This window comes from Paenibacillus psychroresistens (assembly GCF_009728935.1).
GTDB lineage: Bacteria > Bacillota > Bacilli > Paenibacillales > NBRC-103111 > Paenibacillus_AC > Paenibacillus_AC psychroresistens.
Genome location: NZ_CP034235.1, coordinates 2,540,896 through 2,567,197 on the forward strand (window position 1 = coordinate 2,540,896; position 26,302 = coordinate 2,567,197).

Consider the following 26,302-nt stretch of genomic DNA (forward strand, 5'->3'; position numbering starts at 1 on the left):
TAATGACAGATACAACGGAAACAGAATATAACGAAGAAGAGCTGAACAAAATCATTGAAAATTTGTGCTGGAGCAAATCGGAGGAATTCAAAAAGCTCGGGTATGAAGCATTAACGGGTAAAGATATTTGGGATTGCGTAAGCGATAAATATATTAAAAAAGGTGTGCCGCCTTTGCATCAGGTAGTAAATGATATCTTATCCTTAAAAACGACACAGTTTATGAATTGGATGACGATGAGGGCATTTAAAGGCACCTTTTAACAAAAGGTGCTTTTTTTGTTAACCGAAGTAAATTGACTCCATTTTCTTCGATGAGTATAATAGGACTATTGATCTTTGAAGGGAGACAAATTGGTTATGAATGGCAAAAAGTTATTTGCTTTTGTATTTATTGTTTTGATTATCTTGGCAACTGTAATCGGGACAAGTCCTTATTTCATGAAAAACATTAAATTGGGTTTAGATTTAAAGGGTGGGTTTGAAACGCTTTATGTTGCCTCTGCAATTGATGAGGGGGGGGTAGTCACCAAAGAATCATTGAAAGAAACGGCGAAAAGCTTATTAAGACGTGTTGATGCCCAAGGGATTGCCGAACCGGAAATTAATCCAGAAGGTAATGACAGAATCCGTGTGAAAATCGCGGGAGTTACTGATCAAACGAAGGTTAGGGAAGTTTTAAGCAAGCCTTCCGTATTAAACTTTAGAGGTCCAGATGGCAAGGTAGTGATGGACGGAGGAGATTTCGTACCCAATGGAGCTAAGGTTGAATATGAGGATGGGACTCGTCCTATCGTTGCGATAAAATTAAAAAGCGCAGCCAACTTCAAAAGAGTGACTACCGAGTTATTAGGTAAACAAATGGGCATTTATTTAGATGATGTATTAAAGTCCAATCCCAATGTAGGAACTGTAATTGATAGCGATACTGCAACCATTACGGGGACATTTACCATTCAAGAAGCCAAGGATTTAGCTAATACAATTAATTTGGGAGCATTGCCGCTTAAGCTGACAGAGAAATATACACAAAGCGTAGGTGCTACATTAGGTCAAAAGTCATTAGACGATACAATAAAAGCAAGTATTATTGCATTGGTCCTCATCATGATTGGAGTGATTGCCTATTATAGAGTTCCAGGCGCAATTGCAAGCTTTACTCTTCTTACTTATACTTGGATGTTATTGGTTGTATTTGATCTATTGAATGCAACAATGACCTTACCGGGAATCGCGGCTTTCGTTTTAGGGATTGGGATGGCTGTCGATGCGAATATCATCACCTACGAAAGAATTAGAGAAGAGTTGCGAAGTGGTAAAAGTATTTATTCTTCGTTAAGAGCAGGCTCGAAGACATCTTTCCGGACTATCATTGATTCACATGTAACAATTTTATTAGCTGCAGCTGTTCTTTATTTCATTGGCAGTGGGGCAATTCAAGGATTTGCTCTAACATTGATTTTCAGTGTATTAGTCAGTTTAATTTCCAATGTATTCCTTTCTCGAGTTTTATTGCAGTTGTTAGTTAAATCCGGTGTAGTTAATAAACCTCATTATTTTGGCGTTAAGGAGGCTGAAATCAATGCGTTATAAATTTGATATTGTAAAAAACCGAAATAGATACTTTATGATTTCCATAATTATTACTTTGATTGGAATTTTATCTCTTGCTATCTTTGGACTGAATAAAGGGGTTGATTTCAAAGCTGGAACGACCTTGGATATTACAGTGCCGGGGAAGACGTTGGAAAAGATTCAGGTAGTTAAAATTATCAACGATAGTCTCACCTATCAGCCTTCAACAACAACCATTGCAGAGGATCGGGCAAGCGCAAGGTTCGATAAAGTGCTCACCATGATCCAAGTTAATACAGTTATGGATGCTTTTGATAAATTCTATGGGGTCAAAGTCGAACATGAAGAGAGTACAGTGGATACCGAATTAGCAAACGAGTTGGCGATACAAGCCATAGTTGCTGTATTAATAGCTAGCTTAGGCATTATGCTCTATATTATTATTCGCTTTGAGTGGCGATTTGCACTTTCTGCAGTGGTTGGATTATTTCATGACGCATTTATGGTAATTGCTATTTTCTCCATTTTTCGCTGGGAGGTTAATCTACCGTTTGTTGCAGCTGTACTGACTATTATTGGTTACTCGATTAATGATAAAATTGTTGTATTTGACCGAGTACGTGAAAACCTGCGATTTGCTAAAATTAAAGGTTATGATGATTTGTCCGAGCTAGTTAACCGCAGCATTTGGCAGACGATGTCGCGAAACATTAATACGATTATGACGGTGCTAATCGGGGCAGTATGTTTGTTCGTTTTTGGAAGTGAGGGTATCCGGATATTCTCTTTAGCCATGATTGTTGGGTTAATTAGCGGAGCCTACTCCTCGATATTTATTGCTTCTCCATTATGGTTGGTCATGAAAAACAAGTCAGTGACATCTGCTAGAAAAGTACTTGCTGCAAAAGAATAGTAAGCAGCCGCGTAAATTCACATTTACGCGGCTTTTCAAATAATAAGGTCTTTTTCATGGCTGTGTGCTTATACTGATCTTATTATAAGGTTGCCCGTTGCGTGTATATCTTGAATCCGTTAGTAAGGAAGTGTTTTTATGTCAGATCAGCGGTTAATACAAGCGAAATCTACAGCTTGGGCGGGAATGATCGTTGCGATCCTTTTAATTATGATGAAGGGCATTGTTGGTTTATTAAGCAACAGTAGGGCCTTAATAGCCGATGCGGCCTATTCAGCTTCCGTTTTTGCTGGATCGTTAGCTATAAGGCTTGGGGCTAGCCCAACAAAAACATCTTCAAGTGAAGAGCAAACGTCAAGAACCGCTAAAGCGGAAACGATTACAGCTATATTGGTTGCGGTATTGCTGCTAGTGGTTGCAATGGAAATAGGTATTTCAGCTGTGAAAACCATTTTTAGAGGAGTTAGCAGCCCTCCAGAAGGTTATGCAGTAGTTGCAATCGTAATTTCAATTCTGGTTAAAGAAGTGATGTTTCGTTACAATTATGCAAGGGGTAAGAAATTAGCCAGCCAATCCCTTATTGCCAGTGCTTGGGAGCATAGGACGGATATGTATGCTTCCTTTGTTGCGTTGGTAGGTGTTACAGGTGCATTAATTGGGCATTCCTTAGAGATGAAGTCCTTATATATTTTTGATACGGTTGCTAGTTTTTTTATTGCCATACTGCTTCTGAAAATGGCTTATAAGCTGGTGCTGGAAACCGTTCATTCAACAGATGAGCATCTCTTGCATGCTGAGGATGCAGCTGAATTAATTAGTACCGTACAGAAGATAAAAGGGATTATTACAGTGGATGAGCTGCGGGCTAGAGAACGTGGGCATTATGTGCTTGTTGATGTGAAAATTAGTGTTAATCCCAAAATATCCGTACATGAAGGCCATGAAATTGCTAGGCTGGTTAAACAGCAGCTAATGAAGCGATTCATTCACGTTTCGGATGTATACATTCAAGTAAATCCTTATGACCCAGGCTTTCCTTACAAAAACAATGTAGATCCAGATCATAGTGAAAATGCTTCTTTACTACACTAGTTTTAATATTAACTCTTGAATAAATTTTTGAAACGAGGTGAAATATGCTCCAATCCAAGGCTAGATGGAATATTCGCCAAGGTGATGAAACGATTGAGCTGCAGCTTGTTGAAGCGCTAAAAATCAGCCCGTTAATTGCTAAATTATTAGTCACTCGTGGAATCAAAACGGAGGTGGATGCCAGACATTTTCTGGGTGCGGATGAAGCGCATTTTCACGATCCCTATTTACTTGATGGCATGACTGAGGCAGTAGAGCGAATTCGAAAAGCATTGACGCACAATGAAAAAATTCGCATTTATGGTGATTATGATGCTGACGGTGTTAGCAGTACTTCGTTAATGGTATTCCTTCTAAAAACGTTAAATGCGAATTTTGATTATTATATTCCCCATCGCGTCAATGAAGGCTACGGTTTGAATAAAAATGCGCTTGAGCTTGCTAAGAAAAGTGGAGTTTCCCTTCTAATCACAGTGGATACGGGGATAAGTGCAACAGAGGAAATTGATTATGCCAATGAGATTGGTTTGGATGTTATTGTCACAGATCATCATGAGCCGCCAGAGCTGCTGCCTCAAGCATTTGCAATCATAAACCCTAAAAAACCGGGTTGTCCGTATCCTTTTAAACAGCTTGCTGGTGTGGGTGTAGCCTTTAAGCTTGCCCATGCGTTATTGGGTAGATTGCCTCATGAGCTGCTTGAAATGGCTACACTTGGGACAATTGCTGACTTAATGCCGCTTCAGGATGAAAATCGATTAATGGTTAAGCTCGGCTTGGAACGCTTGCGGTCAACGGCACTTCCAGGGTTTAAAGCTTTGTTGAACGTCTCAGGCATCGAACGAGGTGCGGTTACAGCTTCTCATATCGGCTTTTCAGTAGCGCCAAGAATCAACGCAAGCGGCCGCTTAGATAGCGCGGATACTGCTGTAAGGTTACTTACAACCGATAATGAACAGGAAGCGGAGCATCTAGCTTTTGATTTGGATGTACTGAATAAAGAGCGTCAGCGAATCGTCGAAGAGATGCTAACGGAAGCATTGCTGATGGTTGAGAAGGATCCAAACTTCCATGAACGTAAAGTAATTATTCTGGCAAAAGAAGATTGGAATGTCGGCGTAATCGGAATTGTCGCTTCCAAGCTTTTGGAAAGATATTATCGTCCGACCATAATTATGGGGATCGACGCTAAAACAGGCTTAGCTAAAGGCTCGGCACGCTCCATTGTCGGCTTTGATCTGTATAAAGCATTATCCGAGTCAGCTGATTTATTCCTTCATTACGGAGGGCATCAAGCAGCAGCAGGCATGACGATTCAACAAGATCGGATTCCTGAGCTTGGTCGTCGATTAGAGCTTCTCGCCGAACAATGGCTTAGTCCAGAGGATTTTTTACCGATTATGCAAGCAGATCTGGTTTGTGACCTGAAAGAAATGCCGCTTGAAATGATCCAGCAGCTTGAACAATTGGCTCCCTATGGAATGGGAAATCCATCGCCTCGCTTTATCTTTCGTGGGTTGGGGATTGATGAGATGAAAACCATGGGAAGAGAACAGCAGCATCTTAAACTGGTATTGATTGAATCCAAGGGCGAGGCAGCTTGTTCGATAGAAGCCATAGCATTTGGCAAAGGCACACTCTCCATGTTAATCTCATCTACAGCCCAGGTTGATGTCTACGGTGAGCTATCTGTAAACGAATGGAACGGGAAACGTAAGCCCCAGCTGATGATGCAGGATATTCAAGTTCAGCAGTCTCAATTATTTGATTGGCGTGGCACGAAGGATTTTGAGAAACGATGGACGGAAGTTGCCTCGAGAAGCTTAACAGCTCAATCTTCGGCAGGGATGGATAAAACCAAGAAAAGCACCGTAGCCATTGTTGTTTTTGATGAGGCTGAGAAAGCTAAGCTTCCTCAAGCATTAACCATGCTTGGCTGTTCGATCTGGCTGGCAGATTCCTCAGGGAATATTCAGCCTTTGAACTCTTTTGCCAGGGATTCTATATATGCTCAGTGCAAGGATGTTATCTATTACTTCTTACCCTCAAGCTTGAAGCCATTGCGGATATCATTGTCATTAGCGACTAGTGCAGAACGCATATATACGTTATTCCATGATTCGGATCCAACTCAACACACAGCCATACCCGGTAGAGATTTATTCAAAAGTGTTTATGGGACGATTCAGCAGAAGCCTAATATGGATATGAACAGTTTATCGGTATCGTTCAGTAAACGATCGGGACTAACACCACCTATGATTCGTTTTATCCTCGATGTATTCGAAGAGCTTGGCTTGATCGAACAGATTGGTCAGCGATATACCTGTACTTTAGCACCACAGAAACGTGAATTGTCTACTTCTGAACGTTATCAGATGAGATTGCAGCGTCAGGAAGTAGAGCAAACCTTATTGTATAGCTCGGCACTAGATCTGAGTCGCTGGATGCTTCCACAGCTCGCAGCTTTACTTAAAGATTCGATTGAAGCTTATGCATAACTAATAAAGCCAGATTGCAAACACGCCGGCTATTTAACTTAGGAGGACTTACTAATGAATTTTAAAGACTATATACGTGTGATTCCCGATTACCCCCAACCTGGTATTCGGTTTAAGGATATTACAACATTGCTGAATAATGGCCCCGCTTATAAAGCAGCTATTGATGCACTTAAGGAAATGATTAAGGATTTGAAAATCGATTTAATTGCAGGCCCAGAGGCGCGCGGATTCGTCATCGGAGCACCTCTTGCATATGCTTTAGGAGTAGGCTTTGTACCCATTCGCAAAAGCGGAAAGCTACCTGGCGAGGTTATAGAAGCTGATTATGCATTGGAGTATGGAAAAGACAAGCTTGCCATGCACAAGGATGCCATCCAGCCTGGGCAAAAGGTATTAATCGCTGATGATCTGCTGGCTACTGGCGGGACTATTGCAACTTCGATTCACTTAATTAAAGAGCTCGGTGGAGATATTGTTGGTTCTGTATTTCTAATTGAATTGGGCTATTTACCGGGTAGAGAGAAGCTAAATGGAATTAACGTTCAATCATTAATCCAATACAACTAAACGCATATCTGGCCTTTTCAATGATTCAACCGTCCTTGCAGGCGGTTTTTTCTGAATTACAGAGAGTCTATGCGCCAGTTTTCCTTATTTGGTTTCGACAGCATTCTTGACGTAATGCCTGCTCGGAGGGCATAATGAATTAAACTCATATAATGAATATCGGACATAAGGAAAGGGTTACAGAATGACCATAGAGCAACTACTTGAAAAGGCTAAGCCTTATCTGAAAGAAACGGACCTGAATAAGATACAGGAAGCTTATGATTTCGCGGATCAGGCCCACCATGGTCAGCTGCGTAAATCAGGGGAGCCTTACATTCTACATCCGCTTGCAGTGGCGGATATACTAGTGAATATGCAAATGGATGTGACTTCAATAATCGCAGCCTTATTACATGATGTCGTAGAAGACACAACGGTTTCCTTAGAGAGTGTGTTGCAGCACTTCGGTAAAACCTGCGCGATGCTGGTAGACGCCTTAACAAAACTAGAAAAAATCCAATTCAAGTCCAAAGAAGAACAACAAAATGAAAATTATCGCAAAATGTTTGTAGCTATGGCACAGGACATTCGCGTTATTCTAATAAAGCTTGCCGATCGTTTGCACAATATGCGGACGTTGAAATATCAATCCGAGGAAAGCCAGCGGCGTATTGCCGATGAAACCTTAGAAATTTACTGTCCAATCGCTCACCGACTAGGTATTTCGGCTATAAAGTGGGAGATGGAGGATATTGCTTTACGCTTTTTGAACCCTCAGCAATATTATCGTATCGTCAACCTCATGCAGAAAAAGCGCACAGAACGTGAACAATATATCGAGGATGTCATTAAAAGCATTCGCGACAAAGTTGCTGAAATGGGCATTGAGAGTGATATCTCAGGCAGGCCTAAGCATATCTATAGCATTTACAAAAAAATGACCTCGCGTAACAAACAATTTAATGAAATTTATGACCTGCTAGCAATCCGTGTCATTGTTGATAATATTAAGGATTGTTATGCGACCTTAGGTATCATTCACACCCTGTGGAAGCCGATGCCTGGGCGGTTTAAGGATTATATAGCTATGCCTAAAGCCAACATGTATCAATCTCTGCATACCACTGTTATTGGTGCTCAGGGAGAGCCGCTGGAAGTACAAATTCGCACTATGGAAATGCACAAAACCTCTGAGTTTGGAATCGCGGCACATTGGGCTTACAAAGAAGGTTCGGCGGTACCAGCGGGGAATTTTGAGGATAAAATGGGTTGGTTCCGTGAAATCATAGAACTCCAGAACGACACGCGAGATGCGTCCGAGTTCATGGAATCCTTAAAGATGGATTTTTTCTCCGATCTTGTATTTGTGTTTACTCCAAAAGGAGAGGTTATCGAGCTTCCTGCTGGTTCAGGGCCATTGGATTTTGCTTATCGGATTCATACAGAGGTGGGTAATCGAACCATCGGGGCCAAAGTAAATGGACGGATTGTTCCCCTGGATCATCGCCTCAATACAGGTGATATTATTGAAATTCTCACTTCTAAGCATTCCTACGGTCCAAGTCAGGACTGGATCAAAATTGCACAATCTTCCCATGCTCGCAGTAAAATCAAACAATGGTTTAAAAAAGAAAAACGCGAAGAGAATACGATTAAAGGCAAAGAAAATATTGAGCGTGAGCTAAAACGCATGGGTCTTGAGCCTTCCGTTTTCATGACCGAGGACAAATTACAAGAAACAGCAGGTAAATTTAATTTCCATGATATAGAGGATATGCTTTCAGCTGTTGGTTTTGGCGGGATTACCGCGATCCAAATTTGCATGAAGCTTACAGAGAAGCTTCGTCGCGAAAATGAAGAATCTCAAGTGATTGAGTTAACCACGGAAGTAAGAGATCTAAAAGTAGCTCCTGAGAAGAAGTCTCGTCCCACACACGGCGTTCAGGTTCGGGGCGTTGAGAACATGCTGGTGCGGTTTGCGCGCTGTTGTAATCCAGTGCCTGGCGATCCTATTGTTGGCTATATAACTCGCGGTAGAGGAGTTTCTGTGCATCGTGAGGATTGTACGAATATTCCTGTGACAGAAGGTGAAGAGGGCGATCGTGTGATCGAGGTCGAATGGGTTGATTCCATTGAGGCAAACTATAGCGTTGAAATTGAAATTACCGGCCATGACCGTCGTGGTTTATTGAACGAAGTTCTGCAATCCGTATCGGAAAGTAAAACAATCATTTCTGCCGTATCAGGACGCTCCGATAAGAATAAAATGGCAATGATTCATATGACCATTCTCATTCGCAATGTTGATCAATTGCAAGCGGTGGTCGATAAAATCAAGCGAATTCAGGATGTATACTCGGTGCAGCGGATTATGCAATCATGAGGGTCGTTGTCCAGCGCAGCAAAGCAGCAGAAGTTACCGTTGAAGGCCAGAGCATAGGAAGTATTACACAGGGGCTAGTATTATTAGTTGCTGTGACGCATGAAGATAAAGAAGCGGATGCTATTTACTTAGCCGAGAAGATTGCGGGCTTACGGATTTTTGAAGATGAGGCTGGGAAAATGAACTTTTCCGTCATTGATATTCAAGGTCAAATCCTCTCCATCTCACAATTTACACTTTATGGGGATTGCCGTAAAGGTCGGCGTCCCAACTTCATGGCTGCAGCAAAACCTGAGCCCGCTGAGGCTTTGTATAACTTCTTTAATGATCGGCTTCGCAAACTGGGCTTACAGGTGGAAACCGGAGCTTTTGGCAAAATGATGGATGTTACTTTAACCAATTGGGGACCAGTTACTTTGATTTTGGATAGTAAGTAACGGGGAGTTATTCTATAAGCACATCAATTGTGCCTATGCTCCTAATTTATCTCTCCTTGCAATGTGTACGCACAAGAATTGTGCTAATATGAACGAAATCAAGGTTTTTAGTGTCGGCTGCCGAAGAATTAGCACATATTTTATGCTTAACAACCCATTTGAATCGGTTAGTATGAGCATTAGCACAGTTTTTGTGCATATAGAATATCTAAATCCTTTTCATACCTACAAGGCATGATCAGTTATTTTTATCAGTCTAATAACCCTCTCGAGGGTTATTTTTTGTTGTGTTTGGGGACATTACAAGTATTCTTAATTCTCAGCATAATGCGAAGGGATATGATAAACATGCGACAATCCGCTAAAGCAACATGTATCCAAGAAACAGGAAACTGCATGCTTTTAAATAATTATTATGAGGCTATAACGACACAAACAGATAAATTAAAGGAAGAAGCACCGTTTATTCAGGGTGTAAATTCCATGCCAATTAAATACATCCCCCGAAAAACATCTCGTTGAGCTAAATGTGCATTCAAACAAACCAAACAGTTCAGCTGTATCGTTTGCTTTCAATTGCCGCAGCTAATATGTTAAACTAACATAGTTAATGGGAGAGTAGCTTCCAAATTATGAAATAGCTGAGGTGTAGAATGCTAAGAAATTGGTTAATTGTATTCATAACGGTTGTTGTATTGATCTCATCTGGAGGCGGATGGTTAATCTATAGTGCTAATCACGAGAAACATGTGGATCAGACATTGCAGGCTTTACTGACAGTGAAGTCCGTTGCTAAGGTTCAGAATAAATACGATGTTATCGTCGTTGGAACAGACCCAGAAGGAATTACAGCAGCCGTTTCTGCAGCTCGAAATGGGTTGAAGACATTGCTGGTAGATGGCAGGGACCGTAAAATTTTGGGTGGTTTAATGACATTAGGCTGGTTGAATAGTATTGATCTCAATTATGATTATGCTAAAGAATCTGTTCTTGCTGGAAAGCATGCCTATTTAAATGAGGGGATTTTTTCGGAGTGGTACAGTAGGATAGAAGGTAAATCCTTTGATGTGCGAACAGCTGCTAATGCCTTTTATGAATTGGTTAAAAAAGAAAAAAACATTGATGTACTATTAGAGACTAAGACTATAGTACCTGAAATGAAGAATTCTACAGTTACAGGTTTGACTATTACATTAAAAAATGGAACTAAACAATCCATTCGAGCCGATGCAATAATAGATGCCACACAGGATGCTGATATTGCCTATGCAGCTGGGGTTCCGTTTACAATCGGTCGAGAGGATCTAGGTGACAGCAAAGCACAAATGGCGGTTACAGCTGTATTCCGTTTAAAGAATGTAACAAAAGAGGTTTGGGAGCAAATTAAAAAACGCTTAAATGATGGCACGGGTGGCCCAGGAGCAGATGAGACCTCTGCGTGGGGATATAAGGGAATGTATGACTATAAAGCCGTTGATCCAAAGCTTGCAAGTATGAGAGGGCTGAATATTGGTCGACAGAATGACAATACCATTTTATTAAACTCTTTACTTCTTTATCAAATAGATCCTCTTGATCCAGCTTCACGTAATAAGGCGGTCGAACAAGCTAAGAAAGAATTACCCCACGTTTTGGATTTTATGAAGAAAATGTATCCTGAGTTTGCATCTGTGGAGTTGGATGGAATAGCTCCAGAATTATACGTTCGAGAGACGAGACATATGCAAGGTGAATACCGTCTTACTATTGTTGATTTACTGGAGAATAAGGACCATTGGGACCGAATTGGATTTGGTTCATACGAGGGAGATATCCAGCCATCATCACCAGGATCTGGTGGTGGAGCTGCAGTTGTACTCGACCCTTATAAATATGCGATTCCTTTTCGCAGCATTGTTCCTCTGAAAGTGGATGGAATATTAGTAGTTGGTCGCTCTGCTAGTTACGATACATTAGCTCATGGAAGTGCTCGTGTGATTCCAAATGGGATGGCAGAAGGACAAGCCGCGGGTGCTGCTGCAAAAGTAGCGAAGGATCGCAAGTTAACGTTTAGACAAATGAGTGCTTCAAAAGATAGTATTGTACTTATGCAAAGTCTTCTGAATAAACAAGGCATGGATTTGCAGCCTTATAAAGCACCTAAGGAAGATTACATGAGTCACAAAGATTACGAAGGACTAAAGGTTGCTGTATATATAGGATCTGCTTATGGAAGCTATGGAAATGATTTCGGTCTGGATAAACCAGCTAATGCGCAAACGGTTATTAATGAGTACTTAGCTGCTAAAAGAAAGTATCCACAAGTTTTCACAGGAGATCCTTCAGCTGCTAAATTAAATATGGTCTTACCGGATAAAGTACCTGCTAGTTTAAACCAAGTTAGTTATACCATCTCTAGTGCATTGAACATTTCCGCCTCGCTTGATCAAGCATTGGGCAAATTACAAGAAATGAAGTTGGTTTCAAAAGCTACATTGAATTCTATTAAGAATAAAGAGAGTCTAACAAACGGTAATCTTTATATGATTCTAAAAGATGTTCTAGCAGCTAAGGTAGACTTGCATTTTGAATAAGTAGATTTGCACAAACAAATAGCCAATCTTAATGAAACTCTCATTAGGATTGGCTCTTGCTTATGTATAGGGTACTACGATTCGCTAGATTCGTCGGATGCTTCAGCATCAGCTTCGTCAGCTGAATCGTCTTCTTCATCAGCAGCGACTTCTTCAGCACCTTCTTCAGCATCTTCTTCGTCAGCAGCGATTTCTTCTTCCGCTACTTCCTCATCAGAAGCTTCTTCATCCGCTGCAATTTCTTCTTCAGCGTCAGCTGCTACTTCTTCTTCAGCTTCGATTGCGTCTCCATCTTCTTCACTGATTAAAACTACCTCTACAGGCTCTTGTGTCGCAAAGCTTTCTTCGTTGCTCATTCGAATCCCTCCACACATATAATCAAGGTGTAACCCTTGTATTTAATATATATGCGCTAGATTAATAGTTTAGAACAAAAACTAGAATAAATATATTAAAGAAAGCGTTTTATTAATTGTAATATAATTGTAATCGAATACTCACACTTCCTTAACGTTTGAAGCCTATAATACTAATTAACCCCCCTTTTAGAATATATATTTTTTAAAACCTACAGCTAATGTTGTAGGTTTCTTTGTGTCCTTTATCTTGACTATTCTCACAAGTTGCTGTATAAATGAGCTAAGTATTTTCACAAACTTTATAGTGAAAAAATTAATGAACGAGACAGTAGTCAAGACGGAGAGTCACAGCGAGCCGGGAAAGGTGAGATCCGGTACAGACGTTTTGGATGAAGCGGACTCAGGAAATGATCTTCTGAACCAATAAGTAGGAAGATCCGGTAAATGCCGTTATCAGATGAGTGGTTAAGCTTCTTTAAATGGGTTTAGCACTTAGAGTGGTACCGCGGGAATATATAGCTCTCGTCTCTTATTTGAGGCGAGGGCTTTTTGTGTTACCCAAATAAAAAGGAGGTTTGAAAATGATCCATATCTGGCTTGCGAGCGTGATAAAAGAAAAAGTCGATCAGCTGCTGACGGAAAATGAGAATGCTGTTTGCCCACAGTTCAGTATTGAGCACCCTATTCATACGGATCATGGAGACTATAGCACTAATATCGCCATGCTCTTAGCAAAGGTTCTGAGAAAATCCCCTTTACAAATTGCTAATGAAATTAAAGCTAATCTTGAAAAAGCCGAAATACTGGACGGATTATTCTATAAAATAACGGTTGCTGCACCGGGCTTTATTAATTTTTATGTGGATTGGCAGGTGTGGGCGCTTAGAGAGTTTAAAGCATCGATTCCAACTAAAGAAAAGATTTTAATTGAGCATACATCGATTAACCCCAATAAATCAGCCCATATTGGGCATTTAAGGAATTCTTGTATCGGTGATGCGTTAGCTCACATGCTGACTTTTGCAGGCAACCAAGTTGAGGTTCATAACTACATCGATGATTTAGGAAATCAATTAGCGGATACGGTTGTAGGCATTCTACACACGAAAACAGAGCAGTCTTTCACACGTTTTGGTGATTATTGCTGGGAGACTTATGCAGAGGTAAATCAAGCTTATAAGGTTAATTCGGATCTACAGGAAGAAAGAACTAAGGTGCTGCATTCCTTAGAAGCGGGCCACTCCAATCTGGCTTGGGTCGGATCTTTGGTTGCTGAGAAAATTGTGCGTGAGCAATTGGAAGAGATGAAGCAATTCGGGATTCATTATGATGTCCTGGTTTGGGAAAGCAATATTGTCAAAGAAGGCTTTTGGGCGAGTGCGTTTGCCTTGCTGCAGCAAACTCAAGTGTTTCATAAAGTAAGCAATGGAAAGTTAAAAGGCTGTTGGGTATTGAAGAATCCGGATGAACTGGAAACGAATGCTGATTCCAATTTTCAAGCAGATAAAGTGCTGGTAAGGTCCAATGGAATTCTAACCTATACAGCTAAAGATATTGCTTATCACCTCTGGAAGTTTGGTCTGCTTAACAAGGATTTTACTTATAAAAAATTTACGGATCGCGTGTGGTCAACTGACCCGCAAGGGATTAAGAAGAAAATTGGGCAAGCGGATGTGGTGATCAATGTAATTGATCAAAGACAGGAATATCCCCAGACTATGGTTAAGCTTGCTTTAGAGGTGCTTGGTTTCAGTGAGCAAGCCGGAAGATTAAAGCACGTAAGTTATGGGGTAGTTTCACTTAGTCCAGAAACGGCAGCGGGGATTGGCATTGATGTATCGAGCGGTAAAAGCGCTTATGCGATGTCTGGGCGTCAAGGGATTGGGATCAAGGTGTCTGAGTTATTGGATCAGATGGAGATTATTATTCAGCAGAAGCGTAAGAGAAACAAAGGCCTTTCGAGCAGAGCGATTGCAGCGGCGGCGATTCGTTATTATTTGTTGAAGTATCATTTGCAGACGGAGGTTGTATTCGATTTACAGCAAGCTACTGAGATTTCGGGGAACTCCGGCGTATATCTTTTATATGCGCATGCGAGAGCTGTTAGTATTATGAACAAAGCATCAAAAATACAATTGTCAGGTGCCAAAAAGCAAGTAATTCTAGCTGGTCTCGAAGTGCAGGAATATCATTTGTTGAGGCAAATCGCTTATTGGCCAGAATCCTTTCAATCGGCAGTTAATCAGCTTTCACCCCATTTGATATGTGGATATGCCTTTGAGCTTGCCAACTTGTTTAATCACTTTTATAGCACCTGTCCCATTCTTAAAGCACCTGCCCATAAAATAGAGCTTCGTATATGGCTGACCCAATTGTTTCAGGAAACGCTGCAAACAGCACTTCAAGTATTAGGTATGCCGACGCCTAAACAAATGTAAAATCTTAGCCATTCGACATGAATTCCGCCAAATTATAAACTAACCTGTCATTTGCGCTTGACATTAGCTGCCAGCAATATTAAAATCAATACAAGTTTATTCAATAGATCAGTGATTCGTTGATGGGACAAAGTAATTCGGATTCGCAACACCAGAGAAGGAAGCCTTAGGCTGCAAGCTTCCGTTGTTGAACGAGTGAAAAGACCTCCTGGAGAACATACTGTGAACGATGAATCCGTAAGGATTTCATTCATTAGCTGTTATGCGTAAGCGGGCGTTAACCGTAAAGTGCGGAAATATGTTGGATTCCGAATTTGGGTGGTACCACGGGTGATTGGATGTTCAATCTCTCGTCCCTGGCTATTATATAGCTAGGGGCGGGGGATTTTTCTATTTTTTAGCGAAAGGGTGATGGCAATGAGTATACAAAAGCCGCGGGGGACGCAGGATATTCTGCCGGGTGTTTCGGAGAAATGGCAGTATATGGAGGATAAGGCGCGAGATCTTTGCCGACGCTTCAATTATAAAGAAATTCGTACGCCTATATTCGAGCATACTGAGCTTTATATACGTGGTGTCGGGGAAACAACAGATATCGTTGAAAAAGAAATGTACACGTTTATGGATAAAGGCGATCGCAGCCTTACTTTACGTCCTGAAGGTACTGCAGGCGTGGTGCGGGCTTATGTCGAGAATAAGCTGCATGGGGAAACCGAGATCAACAAGCTTTATTACATGGGGCCGATGTTTCGTTATGAGCGCCCAATGGCTGGACGGTATCGTCAGCTCCATCAGTTTGGGATCGAAGCGATTGGGGCTACGGATCCGAGTATTGATGCTGAAGTGATCGCTTTAGGTCTTAGTTTCTATAAAGAGGTTGGCTTGAAGGATGTTCGTGTCGAAGTCAATTCTGTGGGAACTCCAGCTTGCCGAGAAGTTTATAAAGCGAAGCTTGTAGAATTCTTCACTCCAATGAAGGACCTACTCTGTGAGGATTGTCAATCTAGGTTATTGCGAAATCCAATGCGAATTCTGGATTGCAAGAAAGATGTGGAGCTGGTAAAGGGAGCTCCGACGATTCTTGAGTATCTGGATGAGGAAAGTCAGACACATTTTGACAAGCTGTTGGTTTATCTCACTGAAATGGACATTCCCTATATCGTTAATCCAAGCTTAGTTCGCGGGCTGGATTATTATACGCATACAGCTTTTGAATATAAAGCTGACGGGATTGGTGCTATTGATACGATTGGCGGCGGTGGCCGATATAATGGGCTAGTTGGCTCGATTGGCGGGAATGATCAGTCAGGAGTTGGCTTAGGTCTTGGTTTGGAAAGAACCTTGTTGATTCTGCAGGCGCAAGAGGTTGAATTACCGATTGCACAGCCATTAGAAATATATTTGGTAGCCATGGGTGATGAAGCAGAAAAAGTGGCAGTAAGACTATTATTCCAATTGCGTCAGAATGGCCATATTGCTGAGAAGGATTATGTAGGTCGTAAAATGAAGGCGCAGCTGAAGTCGGCAGACCGCTTCAACGCTCGTTATGTGGCTATTCTAGGTGAAGATGAGCTGCAAAAAGGTGAGATAATTGTTAAGACCATGGAAACAGGCCAGCAAGTAACTTATCGCTTAGACGAATTTGTAAACAGAATGAAGGAGGAAATATAAAATGTCCATGCTCAAAACACATCATTGCGGTCAAATTAACAAATCACAGGTTGGCGAAACAGTAACATTAAACGGGTGGGTCCAAGTAAGACGCGATTTAGGCGGGGTTTTATTCATTGACTTACGTGACCGCAGCGGGATTGTTCAATTGGTATTCAACCCTGATTTTTCAGGTGAAGCCTTACAGCTTGCAGATAAAGCACGTAACGAATTCGTATTGGCTGTTAAAGGGAAAGTTGTTGAACGCGCCCAAGAAACTAAAAACACAAACCTAGCTACAGGTGATCTAGAAATTCAGGTGACACAGCTTGAAATTCTTAATGCAGCGAAAAACCCGCCATTTTTTATCGAAGATGGCATTGAAATTGATGAGTCTTTGCGTTTGAAATATCGTTATTTGGATTTGCGTCGTCCAGAAATGCAGAAGACTTTGGTGCTGCGTGCGAAGGCTTCGAAGATTTTCCGTGATTTTTTGGATGCTAATGAATTTATCGAAGTGGAAACACCGATTTTGACGAAAAGCTCACCAGAAGGTGCGCGTGATTATTTGGTTCCAAGCCGTGTTCATCCAGGTGAGTTTTTTGCTTTACCGCAATCCCCGCAAATTTACAAGCAATTATTGATGGTTGCTGGGCTAGAGCGTTATTATCAAATCGCACGTTGTTTCCGTGATGAAGATTTGCGCTCAGATCGTCAGCCAGAGTTTACACAGATAGACATTGAGACGTCATTCATGTCAGAGTATCAGCTGCAGGAGCTGATGGAGCAGCTAGTGGCTCGTTTGATTCGTGATACAACGGGCAAAGAGATCTCATTGCCGATTCAGCGTTTGACCTATGCAGATGCGATTAATAAATATGGCTCAGACAAGCCAGATTTACGTTTTGGCTTAGAGCTGAAGGATGTATCCGATATTGTAGCAGAATGTGGAGTTAAAGTTTTTGCTTCCGTAGTTGCTGGCGGTGGTGAAGTAAAGGTATTGAATGCCAAGGGCTGTGCTTCTTGGAGTCGTAAGGAAATCGACGATCTCGGTACATTTGCATCGCGTTATGGTGCCAAAGGTTTAGCTTGGGTCCAAATGAAGGATGGCGAAATGAAAGGTCCAATCGTTAAATTCTTTAGCGAAGCAGACATTGAAGCCATTAAAGAACGTGTAGATGCAGTAGAAGGTGATCTATTGTTATTCTCAGCAGACAAGAAGAAAGTTGTTACGGACGTATTAGGTGCTTTGCGTCTAAGGATTGGTAAAGAATTAGGCTTAATCGATGAATCGCAATTCAAATTCGCATGGGTCGTAGATTTCCCATTACTTGGCTATGATGAAGATGCGAAACGTTATGTTGCTGAACATCATCCGTTCACTAGGCCTAATGAAGAAGATGTGCATTATTTTGATACGGATCCAGGTAAAATTCGCGCCTTAGCTTACGATTTAGTGCTTAATGGTTATGAGGTTGGCGGCGGATCGATGCGAATTTACAAGCGTGAAGTGCAGGAGAAAATGTTTGCTGCATTAGGATTTAGCCCAGAAGAAGCAAACGAGAAATTCGGTTTCTTATTGGAAGCTTTTGAATATGGAACACCTCCGCATGGCGGAATTGCTTTTGGATTTGACCGTTTGGTAATGCTGATTGCAGGACGCACTAATTTACGTGAAACGATTGCCTTCCCGAAAACGGCAAGTGCAACGGATCTGTTAATGGATGCGCCAAGTGAAGTGGATGATAGTCAATTAGAGATGCTTTCGATTAAATTGGCATTGAAGCCAGTGGCTCCTAAAAAGGAAGCATTAGTATAACGAGGTGAGTTTGAATGGCAGTTCATCAATTTTCTAGAACGGAGCTGGCTATCGGTCCAGAAGGGCTGGATGTGCTGAAGAATAGTACAGTAGCTGTGCTTGGTATTGGCGGGGTGGGATCTTTTGCTGCTGAAGCCTTAGCTCGAAGTGGAATCGGACGGATTATCATGATTGATAAAGATGTAGTGGATATTACGAACATCAACCGTCAGCTGCATGCATTATTGACGACTGTAGGTCAGCAAAAAACAGAGTTAATGAAGGAACGGATCGCATTGATCAATCCGGAATGTGATGCTGTAGCACTGCAGATGTTCTATACAGAAGAAACCTGTGAGCAGGTTTTCGCTTATCCATTGGATTATATAGTGGATGCATCGGATACGATTAGCTATAAAATTCATTTGATCAAGGAATGTTTAGCTAGAAAAATCCCGCTTATCTCCTGCATGGGAGCGGCGAACAAAACCGATCCAACGCAGTTTAAGATAGCGGATATCTCGAAAACCTCCATGGATCCTATGGCGCGTGTCATTCGCACGAAGCTGCGTAAAGAAGGCATTAAAAAAGGCGTTAAGGTTGTTTTCTCAACCGAAATACCGGTTAAGCCTCGTGAGGATGTTACGGAGCAAATCGTTCCAGAAAATGCACCTGATCGACGCAAAGCACAGCAACCTCCGGCTAGTAATTCATATGTACCGCCAGTAGCTGGCTTTATCATGGTCAGTGCGGTAATAAAAGATTTGTTGGAAGCAGCTGAAAAGAAGGCATAAGCTGAACCAGTATGAACCACCTGATATTCCTTTCCTTTGATTAATGGAAAGCGAGATCAGGTGGTTTATTTCTTTTGAGCGTTATCCCTTAAGCTCAGTCGTTGATAAAAAGGCCAAATTTAACGGCTTACAGGAATGCTGAGGCAAAGGGATAACGCTCAAATAGAATGCATGGCTGGCATAAATTCTTGAAGGCTAGTTGTTGGTTTTTAGAGGGAACTGTGATACGATTTTTAGGTATTATATGAATTGGGGTGTAAGCGTTATGGATTTATTTACCTATCAGTCCTCTCAGGATACGGGAGGCAAGCTGCTGGCGGATCGAATTCGTCCAACAACGTTGGATGATTATATAGGGCAAGAGCATATTGTAGGACCGGGGAAGCTGCTGCGTCGTGCCATTATTGCGGATCAGGTGAGCTCGATTTTACTATATGGCCCACCAGGAACTGGAAAAACTACGCTAGCTCATGTCATCTCCAATAGTACCAAAGGGGAGTTTATCAAGCTTAATGCGGTTGATGCAACAGTTAAGGATGTTCGCGAGGTTATCGAAGTGGCTAAGCAGAATAAATCGCTTTATGGCAAGAAAACGATCCTTTTTCTAGATGAAGTCCATCGCTTTAATACTGCAAGGCAGGATGCGTTGTTGCCTGCGGTTGAGCAGGGGATTATTATTTTTATTGGGGCAACGACGGAGAATCCGTTTCACCATGTGAATGGAGCGCTGCTCTCGCGCTCAACGCTGTTTGAGCTGAAGGCGCTGACGCATGAGCATTCGCTGATAGCGATGCGCCGCGCGCTCGAAGACCGTGAGCGCGGCTTGGGCTTTTTGCCGCTCATGGCAGAGCCAGAAGCGCTGCAGCACATCGCCCGCATGGCAAACGGCGATATCCGCCGTTCGCTCAATGCGTTGGAGCTCGCAGCGCTCACAACGCCGTCCCAGCCGGACGGCACGATCCAACTCACGCTCGAAGTAGCGGAGGAATCGATTCGCCGTCCGACGGTGAAAGCGGACGAGTCCACGCAGTACGATGTGCTCTCGGCCTTTCACAAAAGCGTGCGCGGCTCAAGCGACGCCGCCTTGTTCTGGTTCCTCTATGCCGTGGAAAAGCTTGGCATGGACCCGATGACCTTCCTGCGCCGGCTTATCGTCGCATGCAGCGAAGACATTGGCCTTGCCAGCCCGCAGGCGATGGTCCAGGCCGTCACCGCAATGGACGCCTATCACAAAATCGGCTTCCCAGAGTCCAAATACATCATTGCTCAGGCGATTCTCTTCGCAGTTGAATGCCCTAAATCCAATGCGATCCCGATCGCCATTGACCGTGCGATGAAAGCGATGGATCGGATGAAGTCGGCTGAGGTGCCGATGCATTTGCGCGATACCCATTATAGCGGGGCAGAGAAGCTTGGCCATAAAGGCTACAAATACCCGCATAATTACCCGAATCATTATGTGGATCAAACCTATCTGCCGGATGAATTGCAGGAGGAAAGCTTTTTCATAGCTTCCGAGCAAGGCATGGAAGAAAAAATGAAGCAAAACCAAGCAACACGTAAAAAACCGAGCGCTCCAAACCGATGATAGAGTAAGAGGTTAAATCGATAGATTAGGTTTTAATTTTACGTAGGTATTTTGCTAGGAGGAACATATGGATAACAAAAAGGTCCGTGCTTGGATTTACTATGATTGGGCGAATTCGGCTTTTGCGACGACAATGATGGCTGCAGTACTGCCGATTTTTTATGTGGATACGGCTGCATTGACATTAGGAGATTCGAATCTTGCTTTGTCCTATTGGGGATTTACTCAGACAATCGCGATGCTGATCGCAGCCCTAATAGCCCCAATTCTCGGTGCATACGCCGATTATTCCGGAACCAAAATGCGCTTCCTGCGTGTTTTCTCTTTAATGGGAATACTAGCTTCTGGACTGTTCGCATTGATAGGCGAGGGTGATTATATATTAGCGTCGGTATTATTTATCATCGGGTCAATTGGTTATTCCAGTTCATCTGCATTCTATGATGCTCTTTTACCAGATTTGGTACCTCCAGAAAAGCGAGATATGATATCTTCCAAAGGATTTGCTTTTGGTTATATTGGTGGAGGCTTGCTGCTAATTGTAAATCTAGTAATGATCCAGACACCTCAAGTTTTCGGATTTCCAAATAAACTCGTAGGTGTTCATGTAGCCTTTATCACTGTGGCGGTTTGGTGGTTTGTATTCTCACTCCCGTTGTTTAGGCGGGTAAAAGATATACCTTTGAACACGGGTAAGAAAGTTAAAGAGTATACAGCGATTGCTTTCGCACGTACATGGGGTACTTTAAAGCATATTTCACGATACCCGGAGCTGTTTAAGTTTATTGTCGCTTTTTGGTTTTTTAATGATGGAATTAATACGATTATTACAATGGCGACGACATACGGTAAAACCATTGGGATTGAAACCTCGGATTTGATTACAGCACTAATCATCACTCAATTCGTTGGAATTCCTTTTACGCTAATATTCGGTAAAATAGCGGAACGCCTTGGCTCCAAACGCTCGCTCTACATATCCTTATTCGTTTATATGCTGATTGTCATTTTAGGATATTTTATGACCAGTGCTTTACACTTCTACATACTTGCATTTATGGTTGGGCTGGTGCAAGGGGGAAGCCAAGCGATTGCCAGATCGATCTTTAGCCAGATGGTCCCGAAGGGGCGCTCGTCTGAATTTTTTGGCTTCCTTAACGTCTCCAGCCGGTTTTCTTCTATATTAGGTCCGTTTGTTTTCTCAATGGTTAGTTTGCTTACGGGCTCAGCACGATTTGGAATCCTTTCACTTTTCTTATTCTTTGCTGTAGGGATCCTGCTGCTAATGAAAGTCAATCTCGAAAAAGGCGCAAAAGAAGCGATCTAAGCTTCCGCCTAAATCGCTCCATCCCGATCACCAGAAGCTGGGATCCGCATATTTAATTTCCAGTCCTTCTTCACAAGAGAGTCCTGTTTCATAAGAAAGATTGCCAATGGCTGCTTGCAGATCTTGGTCGTCTTTTTCTTTTTGTTGCTTGTTTTCTTGGAGAAAGTTTAACGCCACGCGCATGACAGTTATGCCGTCCGTTAATGCAGGATTCCACATGTCCCAAACACTTGAAGTGTAGGATTGATTCTCCAGTGCGGGATGAAACCATTCTTTACGAGCTTCATTTAAATAATCGTGATGTGTGAGAATACGTTTAAAAACCATAGGTTCTATTTGATTAAAAGTTAGGATACGTTTGATTCCACTAGGATCGTGAAATATTTTCTGAGCCTGAATCATATCCTGGTAAGCCTTGTTCCAATCTGTTTCCTGTACCTCGCTGGTTAGCTCTGGATACAATTGCTGGGCAATTCGATTGAGCATCGGTAAGGTTCCCACTGGCATCTGATCCCCGATATAAACCTGCTTCCAAACAGGCGTTTTCCAGGTTTCCAGATTAAGCTTTCGTTTCACAATCAAGGTATCCATGGCAACTTCAAAATGCTGATGATCCCATTTCTTAAATCCCGAGCGATAAAATACATATGGATGCATATTCCGATCCAGCACATGGTGCATTAGAAAGCCGAGCACATAAACCAGTGCAGGGTCATCCATTCTCTTACCTTGTACGGCATGAACCATCTCTACGAGATTAGGTCCACATTCTGTGCTATGCATCGCGCTGCCTAGCTTATTCATCTTCTTATCTCGCTGCCATGGCCAAAAATTATGATAAAATAAAAAATCCGGCCCCTGACAGCCCAAATTAAATGTATTCAGCAGCTTCGGCTGTTCCAGGATGTGATTTAGTTGAAGCTCTTGCAGAACTTCCTGTCCAAAAATCAAGTGCGCCCATATATTCGGCATTGGTTAGGCTCCCTTTTAAGTTGTAATCCCTTATGATTAGGATACCATTTACTAAATAGAAGGGGAAATATAAGTTGGGCTTACTCAAAAAGAACTCCGAAGGCTTGAGAATTCGAAAAAAATGAAAGCGGTAACAAAACTTTGATTGAAAAACATTAACGTTAATGATAATCTTGTTGTAGAATAACATTAACGTTAATGTAATTATACATAGTGGTGAAAAAAACAATATCAATGCATATTTCGGTTTAGGGAAGTTAGCAGTTACAACACAAATTCGGTGGATACATCAATGTTAAAACCGAAAGTATTATCGTATTGAATAAATTATTTCATTTAACCGTAGATTAGCAAAAATCGAGGATTCTATGCAGGCAGATTCCTTGCTGCTTTGTTATCTAGATTATTATCAATAATGTTCTTCGTTAATGTAAGAATGGATCCTCAAGCACTTGCGATAATCATCGTGTGCTTTTTCATTGGATTGATTGAATAAGCGGGAGAGGAGGGCTTTAAGATGGGCTTCGTTATTTATTAAAGACTATAAGGAGGAGAATGATCAGTGAAAATTAATAAAACGCGTTGGATATCAGCATTTCTAATTTTATTCCTTACTTTATCTTTCATACCGGGGGTATTCCCGGCACAGAAAGCCTCAGCAGCAAGCAATACGGGAAAATTTTATAATTCGATTAACAATATGGGTAATGATCCTTGGGTAGTATACAAAGATGGTTACTATTATTTAATTGAGAGCGTAGGCGGCGGCTTGTGGGTGACAAAATCCCCCTCAAACAGTCTTACGAGAATCGCCACAGAAGGGACCCGAGTTAATATTAAAGCTTTCCCTACAGGTTCTGGCGCCAACTGCACTGGAGTTTGGGCACCTGAGCTTCACTTTCTAAATAACAAGTGGTATGTGTACTACGCAGCAACCACCTGTGACGACAACAACAATAATCATCGTATGTTTGTGCTGGAAAGCAATTCTTCCGATCCTCAGGGATCTTATACGGATAAAGGCAAAATTGCTGCGACGACTGATCGATGGGCGATTGACGGACACGTATTCACGTACAATAGTCAAATGTACATGGTTTGGTCGGGTTGGGCTGGGACCACGTCGGGTGGAGCACAGAACACTTATATCGCTACGATGAGCAATCCATGGACGATATCTGGAGATCGGGTACTGATCGCTTCCCCGACTTACAGTTGGGAAAAGATTGGAGGGCCGGACTACATCAATGAAGGCCCTACCGTTTTGATTCGAAACGGCAAGGTCAACATCGTCTATTCCGCGAGTGGAAGCTGGACTGACGATTATTGTTTGGGTTTACTGACTAACTCGACTGGTAATCTAATGAATCCCGCAAACTGGGTCAAAAAGTCCACACCGGTATTCTCAAAGACAAGCGATGTATTCGGTCCTGGGCACGCGTCATTCACCAAATCGCCCGACGGTACGGAGGACTGGATCGTGTACCATTCGGCAAGAAAATCCGGTTCCGCTTGGGATCGCATTATGAATCTTCAAAAATTCACCTGGAATACGGACGATACACCTAATTTCGGCACTCCAATCTCGCCGACTGTTCGTCAAACTGCGCCATCAGGCGAACCAGCTTGGAACGATTACGGATGGGGAGATTCCAGCTCGGGAACCTTGGAAATCGGGAATTGGACGCATCTTAGTACGAACTCGATTCGAAGTTATAATCTTGGCAGCGGTTTCAAACAAGTTTTCCGCGGGGATGTAAATCAAACATCTTACACACTATCCGCCGATGTGAAGTGGCTGAAAACCGGAACGGTCTCTCCTAATCCGAAATATGGGATATATGCGAACTATAAGGATTCAAGTAATTACGTAATGGCAATGATCGATAAGAATCTTGGTGTGCTTGCCACGTATGCCATTGTAGGCGGCGTCGCACAGGCTTGGCAAAATACAGCATTACCTCCCGGCACCAACTTAAACAATGCCAATAACATTAAAGTCGTTAAGGATGGTAACAACTTCTACTTCCATGTAAATAACAATCTTCTACAAGTACGGAGCTTAGCAATTTCCAACGGGCAAATCGGAATGGTGACTGAAGACACCCAAGCTGAATACACGAATTTCGCCGTTACGGCGAATGCCACCCGGTATTACAAGATTCTAAATAAGAAAAGCGGTAGAGCATTATCCGTTGAGGCCGGCGGAACAACGAACGGAAGCCGGAGTATTATTTGGGACTTCATCTCGGCTGATGATCAATATTGGCAAGTACTGAGTAATGGAAATGGTACGGTGCGATTCTTGAATAAGAAAAGTGGTCGCGCACTCTCCATTTTATTAGGTGGAACATCGAATGGCTCCACAGTGCATATATGGGATTATCTATCTGCCACGGATCAACATTGGTCAATTTCTCAGGGAAGTACCGGCTATTTGAAAGTATTGAACGCAGCAAGCAATCGCGCACTTTCCTTAGTGAGTGGTGGAACTGCGAACAATACGTATGCGCATCTTTGGGATTATCTTGGTGGAGTTGATGATCAAGATTGGTCTATCATTTTAACGTAATTCAATATTAAAGGGAGGTGCAAGTGGTTATGACGAAAAAAGGTTATAAGTGGTTAGGTGGAACGCTATTTTTCTTTTTAATTCTTTTGACAATGGCAAGTTCCGTTTTCGCATCAAATGTTCTTAAGGATGATTTTTCAAATATAGCAGGTTGGGATAAACAAGGAGTTGTTGTTAATTTAACCCAAGCATGGGAAGGTTCCATGTTGCAAGATCCTTCGGTTCTCTATAACCAGGGTGGAGGGGCTTTGTTTAAAATGTGGTATGGAGCCTCCGGAGGCGGCATAGGATATGCTTCTTCTAATGATGGGGTCACTTGGACCAAATATGCTGGGAATCCCATTTTGGCAAATGGTCCCAACGGTGCAATTGATGATGGCGCAACAACTGTGCCTAGTGTTGTCTATAAGGATGGTATCTATCACATGACTTATATGATACACGATAATCAAGTTGCAAGAATAGCTTATGCATACGCAACCAACCCTCAAGGTCCTTGGACCAAATTTGGTGCAATTCTATCTCCGACGTTGGCATGGGAAGATAATTTTCTCTATAATACTTCATTAATGTATGACAGTGACAATGGTATATGGAAAATGTGGTACACGGCAGGTAAAATTGCCTCTGCCGGTGGTGAACCAGAATTCATTTGTTATGCAACAGCAACTTCAATAACGGGGCCATGGACAAAATACAGTGGTAATCCCCTCATAAGTCCGATGGCGGATGGGCGAATCTAGGTATTGGAGGTCCTAATGTTTTAAAGAAAAATAATT

19 protein-coding genes and 2 other annotated features are annotated in these 26,302 nt (G+C 42.2%); of the genes, 17 read left to right on the forward strand and 2 right to left on the reverse strand.

What is annotated here, in order from left to right; genetic code table 11:
• Positions 1–2: 2 nt before the first annotated feature.
• The 9 genes from EHS13_RS11340 to EHS13_RS11380 all read left to right on the forward strand — a co-directional run bounded on the left by EHS13_RS11340 (position 3) and on the right by EHS13_RS11380 (position 12,025).
• Positions 3–263, forward strand: coding sequence for a post-transcriptional regulator (locus tag EHS13_RS11340; protein WP_155700460.1), 261 nt, complete (start codon positions 3–5; stop codon positions 261–263).
• A 96-nt stretch (positions 264–359) separates the two neighbouring features.
• Entirely contained in the window at positions 360–1,592 is a 1,233-nt protein-coding gene (secD, locus tag EHS13_RS11345; RefSeq protein ID WP_155700461.1) for a protein translocase subunit SecD, read from the forward strand.
• Positions 1,582–2,487, forward strand: coding sequence for a protein translocase subunit SecF (secF, locus tag EHS13_RS11350; protein ID WP_155700462.1), 906 nt, complete (start codon positions 1,582–1,584; stop codon positions 2,485–2,487). Before secD ends, secF begins: the two co-directional genes overlap by 11 nt.
• 138 nt (positions 2,488–2,625) lie before the next feature.
• A complete protein-coding gene (locus EHS13_RS11355; RefSeq protein WP_155700463.1) occupies positions 2,626–3,579 on the forward strand; it encodes a cation diffusion facilitator family transporter in 954 nt (317 codons plus the stop codon).
• 44 nt (positions 3,580–3,623) lie between these two features.
• Positions 3,624–6,080, forward strand: coding sequence for a single-stranded-DNA-specific exonuclease RecJ (gene recJ, locus EHS13_RS11360; protein ID WP_155700464.1), 2,457 nt, complete (start codon positions 3,624–3,626; stop codon positions 6,078–6,080).
• Between the two features lie 54 nt (positions 6,081–6,134).
• Entirely contained in the window at positions 6,135–6,650 is a 516-nt protein-coding gene (locus EHS13_RS11365) for an adenine phosphoribosyltransferase (RefSeq protein WP_155700465.1), read from the forward strand.
• A 184-nt stretch (positions 6,651–6,834) separates the two neighbouring features.
• Positions 6,835–9,015, forward strand: a complete 2,181-nt coding sequence (locus tag EHS13_RS11370; protein WP_155700466.1) for a RelA/SpoT family protein — start codon at positions 6,835–6,837, stop codon at positions 9,013–9,015.
• Positions 9,012–9,452 carry a D-aminoacyl-tRNA deacylase gene (dtd, locus tag EHS13_RS11375; protein WP_155700467.1) on the forward strand — a complete coding sequence of 147 codons (441 nt, stop codon included), beginning with the start codon at positions 9,012–9,014 and terminating at the stop codon, positions 9,450–9,452. Before EHS13_RS11370 ends, dtd begins: the two co-directional genes overlap by 4 nt.
• 653 nt (positions 9,453–10,105) lie before the next feature.
• A complete protein-coding gene (locus EHS13_RS11380; RefSeq protein WP_155700468.1) occupies positions 10,106–12,025 on the forward strand; it encodes an FAD-dependent oxidoreductase in 1,920 nt (639 codons plus the stop codon).
• Positions 12,026–12,099: 74 nt separating this feature from the next.
• Here EHS13_RS11380 and EHS13_RS11385 read toward each other — a convergent pair whose 3' ends face one another.
• On the reverse strand, positions 12,100–12,381 hold the full coding sequence (locus EHS13_RS11385) for a hypothetical protein (RefSeq protein WP_155700469.1): 282 nt from the start codon (positions 12,379–12,381) through the stop codon (positions 12,100–12,102).
• Between the two features lie 310 nt (positions 12,382–12,691).
• Positions 12,692–12,917: a binding site (T-box leader), on the forward strand.
• Between the two features lie 48 nt (positions 12,918–12,965).
• Here EHS13_RS11385 and EHS13_RS11390 point away from each other — a divergent pair.
• From EHS13_RS11390 to EHS13_RS11415, 6 genes are all read left to right on the forward strand, one after another.
• Positions 12,966–14,822, forward strand: a complete 1,857-nt coding sequence (locus EHS13_RS11390; RefSeq protein ID WP_155700470.1) for an arginine--tRNA ligase — start codon at positions 12,966–12,968, stop codon at positions 14,820–14,822.
• Between the two features lie 110 nt (positions 14,823–14,932).
• Positions 14,933–15,183 (forward strand) — a binding site (T-box leader).
• A gap of 56 nt (positions 15,184–15,239) precedes the next feature.
• Complete coding sequence (gene hisS / locus EHS13_RS11395; RefSeq protein WP_155700471.1) at positions 15,240–16,493, forward strand: histidine--tRNA ligase; 1,254 nt, start codon at positions 15,240–15,242, stop codon at positions 16,491–16,493.
• Positions 16,494–16,500: 7 nt separating this feature from the next.
• Positions 16,501–18,291, forward strand: coding sequence for an aspartate--tRNA ligase (gene aspS / locus EHS13_RS11400; RefSeq protein WP_155705309.1), 1,791 nt, complete (start codon positions 16,501–16,503; stop codon positions 18,289–18,291).
• A gap of 14 nt (positions 18,292–18,305) precedes the next feature.
• Entirely contained in the window at positions 18,306–19,064 is a 759-nt protein-coding gene (locus EHS13_RS11405; RefSeq protein ID WP_155700472.1) for a tRNA threonylcarbamoyladenosine dehydratase, read from the forward strand.
• A 265-nt stretch (positions 19,065–19,329) separates the two neighbouring features.
• Positions 19,330–20,652 (forward strand): replication-associated recombination protein A, encoded by a 1,323-nt coding sequence (locus tag EHS13_RS11410; protein ID WP_155700473.1) that lies wholly within the window; start codon positions 19,330–19,332, stop codon positions 20,650–20,652.
• Positions 20,653–20,719: 67 nt separating this feature from the next.
• Positions 20,720–21,979 (forward strand): MFS transporter, encoded by a 1,260-nt coding sequence (locus tag EHS13_RS11415; protein WP_155700474.1) that lies wholly within the window; start codon positions 20,720–20,722, stop codon positions 21,977–21,979.
• Positions 21,980–22,006: 27 nt separating this feature from the next.
• On the opposite strand, the gene EHS13_RS11420 is transcribed toward EHS13_RS11415, so the two are convergent.
• Positions 22,007–22,951 (reverse strand): zinc dependent phospholipase C family protein, encoded by a 945-nt coding sequence (locus tag EHS13_RS11420; protein ID WP_155700475.1) that lies wholly within the window; start codon positions 22,949–22,951, stop codon positions 22,007–22,009.
• Positions 22,952–23,513: 562 nt separating this feature from the next.
• Between EHS13_RS11420 and EHS13_RS36230 the strand changes: the two genes are divergently transcribed.
• Both EHS13_RS36230 and EHS13_RS11430 read left to right on the forward strand, forming a co-directional pair.
• A complete protein-coding gene (locus EHS13_RS36230; protein WP_162463070.1) occupies positions 23,514–25,523 on the forward strand; it encodes a family 43 glycosylhydrolase in 2,010 nt (669 codons plus the stop codon).
• A gap of 29 nt (positions 25,524–25,552) precedes the next feature.
• Positions 25,553–26,266 (forward strand): glycoside hydrolase family protein, encoded by a 714-nt coding sequence (locus EHS13_RS11430; protein WP_155700476.1) that lies wholly within the window; start codon positions 25,553–25,555, stop codon positions 26,264–26,266.
• The last annotated feature ends 36 nt before the right edge of the window (positions 26,267–26,302 follow it).

What these genes read in the sequence shown, in the direction of transcription:
- EHS13_RS11340 (WP_155700460.1), top strand. Translation starts at nt 3, where the DNA reads ATGACAGATACAACGGAAACAGAATATAACGAAGAAGAGCTGAACAAA.
- secD (WP_155700461.1), top strand. Translation starts at nt 360, where the DNA reads ATGAATGGCAAAAAGTTATTTGCTTTTGTATTTATTGTTTTGATTATC.
- secF (WP_155700462.1), top strand. Translation starts at nt 1,582, where the DNA reads ATGCGTTATAAATTTGATATTGTAAAAAACCGAAATAGATACTTTATG.
- EHS13_RS11355 (WP_155700463.1), top strand. Translation starts at nt 2,626, where the DNA reads ATGTCAGATCAGCGGTTAATACAAGCGAAATCTACAGCTTGGGCGGGA.
- recJ (WP_155700464.1), top strand. Translation starts at nt 3,624, where the DNA reads ATGCTCCAATCCAAGGCTAGATGGAATATTCGCCAAGGTGATGAAACG.
- EHS13_RS11365 (WP_155700465.1), top strand. Translation starts at nt 6,135, where the DNA reads ATGAATTTTAAAGACTATATACGTGTGATTCCCGATTACCCCCAACCT.
- EHS13_RS11370 (WP_155700466.1), top strand. Translation starts at nt 6,835, where the DNA reads ATGACCATAGAGCAACTACTTGAAAAGGCTAAGCCTTATCTGAAAGAA.
- dtd (WP_155700467.1), top strand. Translation starts at nt 9,012, where the DNA reads ATGAGGGTCGTTGTCCAGCGCAGCAAAGCAGCAGAAGTTACCGTTGAA.
- EHS13_RS11380 (WP_155700468.1), top strand. Translation starts at nt 10,106, where the DNA reads ATGCTAAGAAATTGGTTAATTGTATTCATAACGGTTGTTGTATTGATC.
- EHS13_RS11385 (WP_155700469.1), bottom strand. Translation starts at nt 12,381, where the DNA reads ATGAGCAACGAAGAAAGCTTTGCGACACAAGAGCCTGTAGAGGTAGTT.
- EHS13_RS11390 (WP_155700470.1), top strand. Translation starts at nt 12,966, where the DNA reads ATGATCCATATCTGGCTTGCGAGCGTGATAAAAGAAAAAGTCGATCAG.
- hisS (WP_155700471.1), top strand. Translation starts at nt 15,240, where the DNA reads ATGAGTATACAAAAGCCGCGGGGGACGCAGGATATTCTGCCGGGTGTT.
- aspS (WP_155705309.1), top strand. Translation starts at nt 16,501, where the DNA reads ATGCTCAAAACACATCATTGCGGTCAAATTAACAAATCACAGGTTGGC.
- EHS13_RS11405 (WP_155700472.1), top strand. Translation starts at nt 18,306, where the DNA reads ATGGCAGTTCATCAATTTTCTAGAACGGAGCTGGCTATCGGTCCAGAA.
- EHS13_RS11410 (WP_155700473.1), top strand. Translation starts at nt 19,330, where the DNA reads ATGGATTTATTTACCTATCAGTCCTCTCAGGATACGGGAGGCAAGCTG.
- EHS13_RS11415 (WP_155700474.1), top strand. Translation starts at nt 20,720, where the DNA reads ATGGATAACAAAAAGGTCCGTGCTTGGATTTACTATGATTGGGCGAAT.
- EHS13_RS11420 (WP_155700475.1), bottom strand. Translation starts at nt 22,951, where the DNA reads ATGCCGAATATATGGGCGCACTTGATTTTTGGACAGGAAGTTCTGCAA.
- EHS13_RS11430 (WP_155700476.1), top strand. Translation starts at nt 25,553, where the DNA reads ATGACGAAAAAAGGTTATAAGTGGTTAGGTGGAACGCTATTTTTCTTT.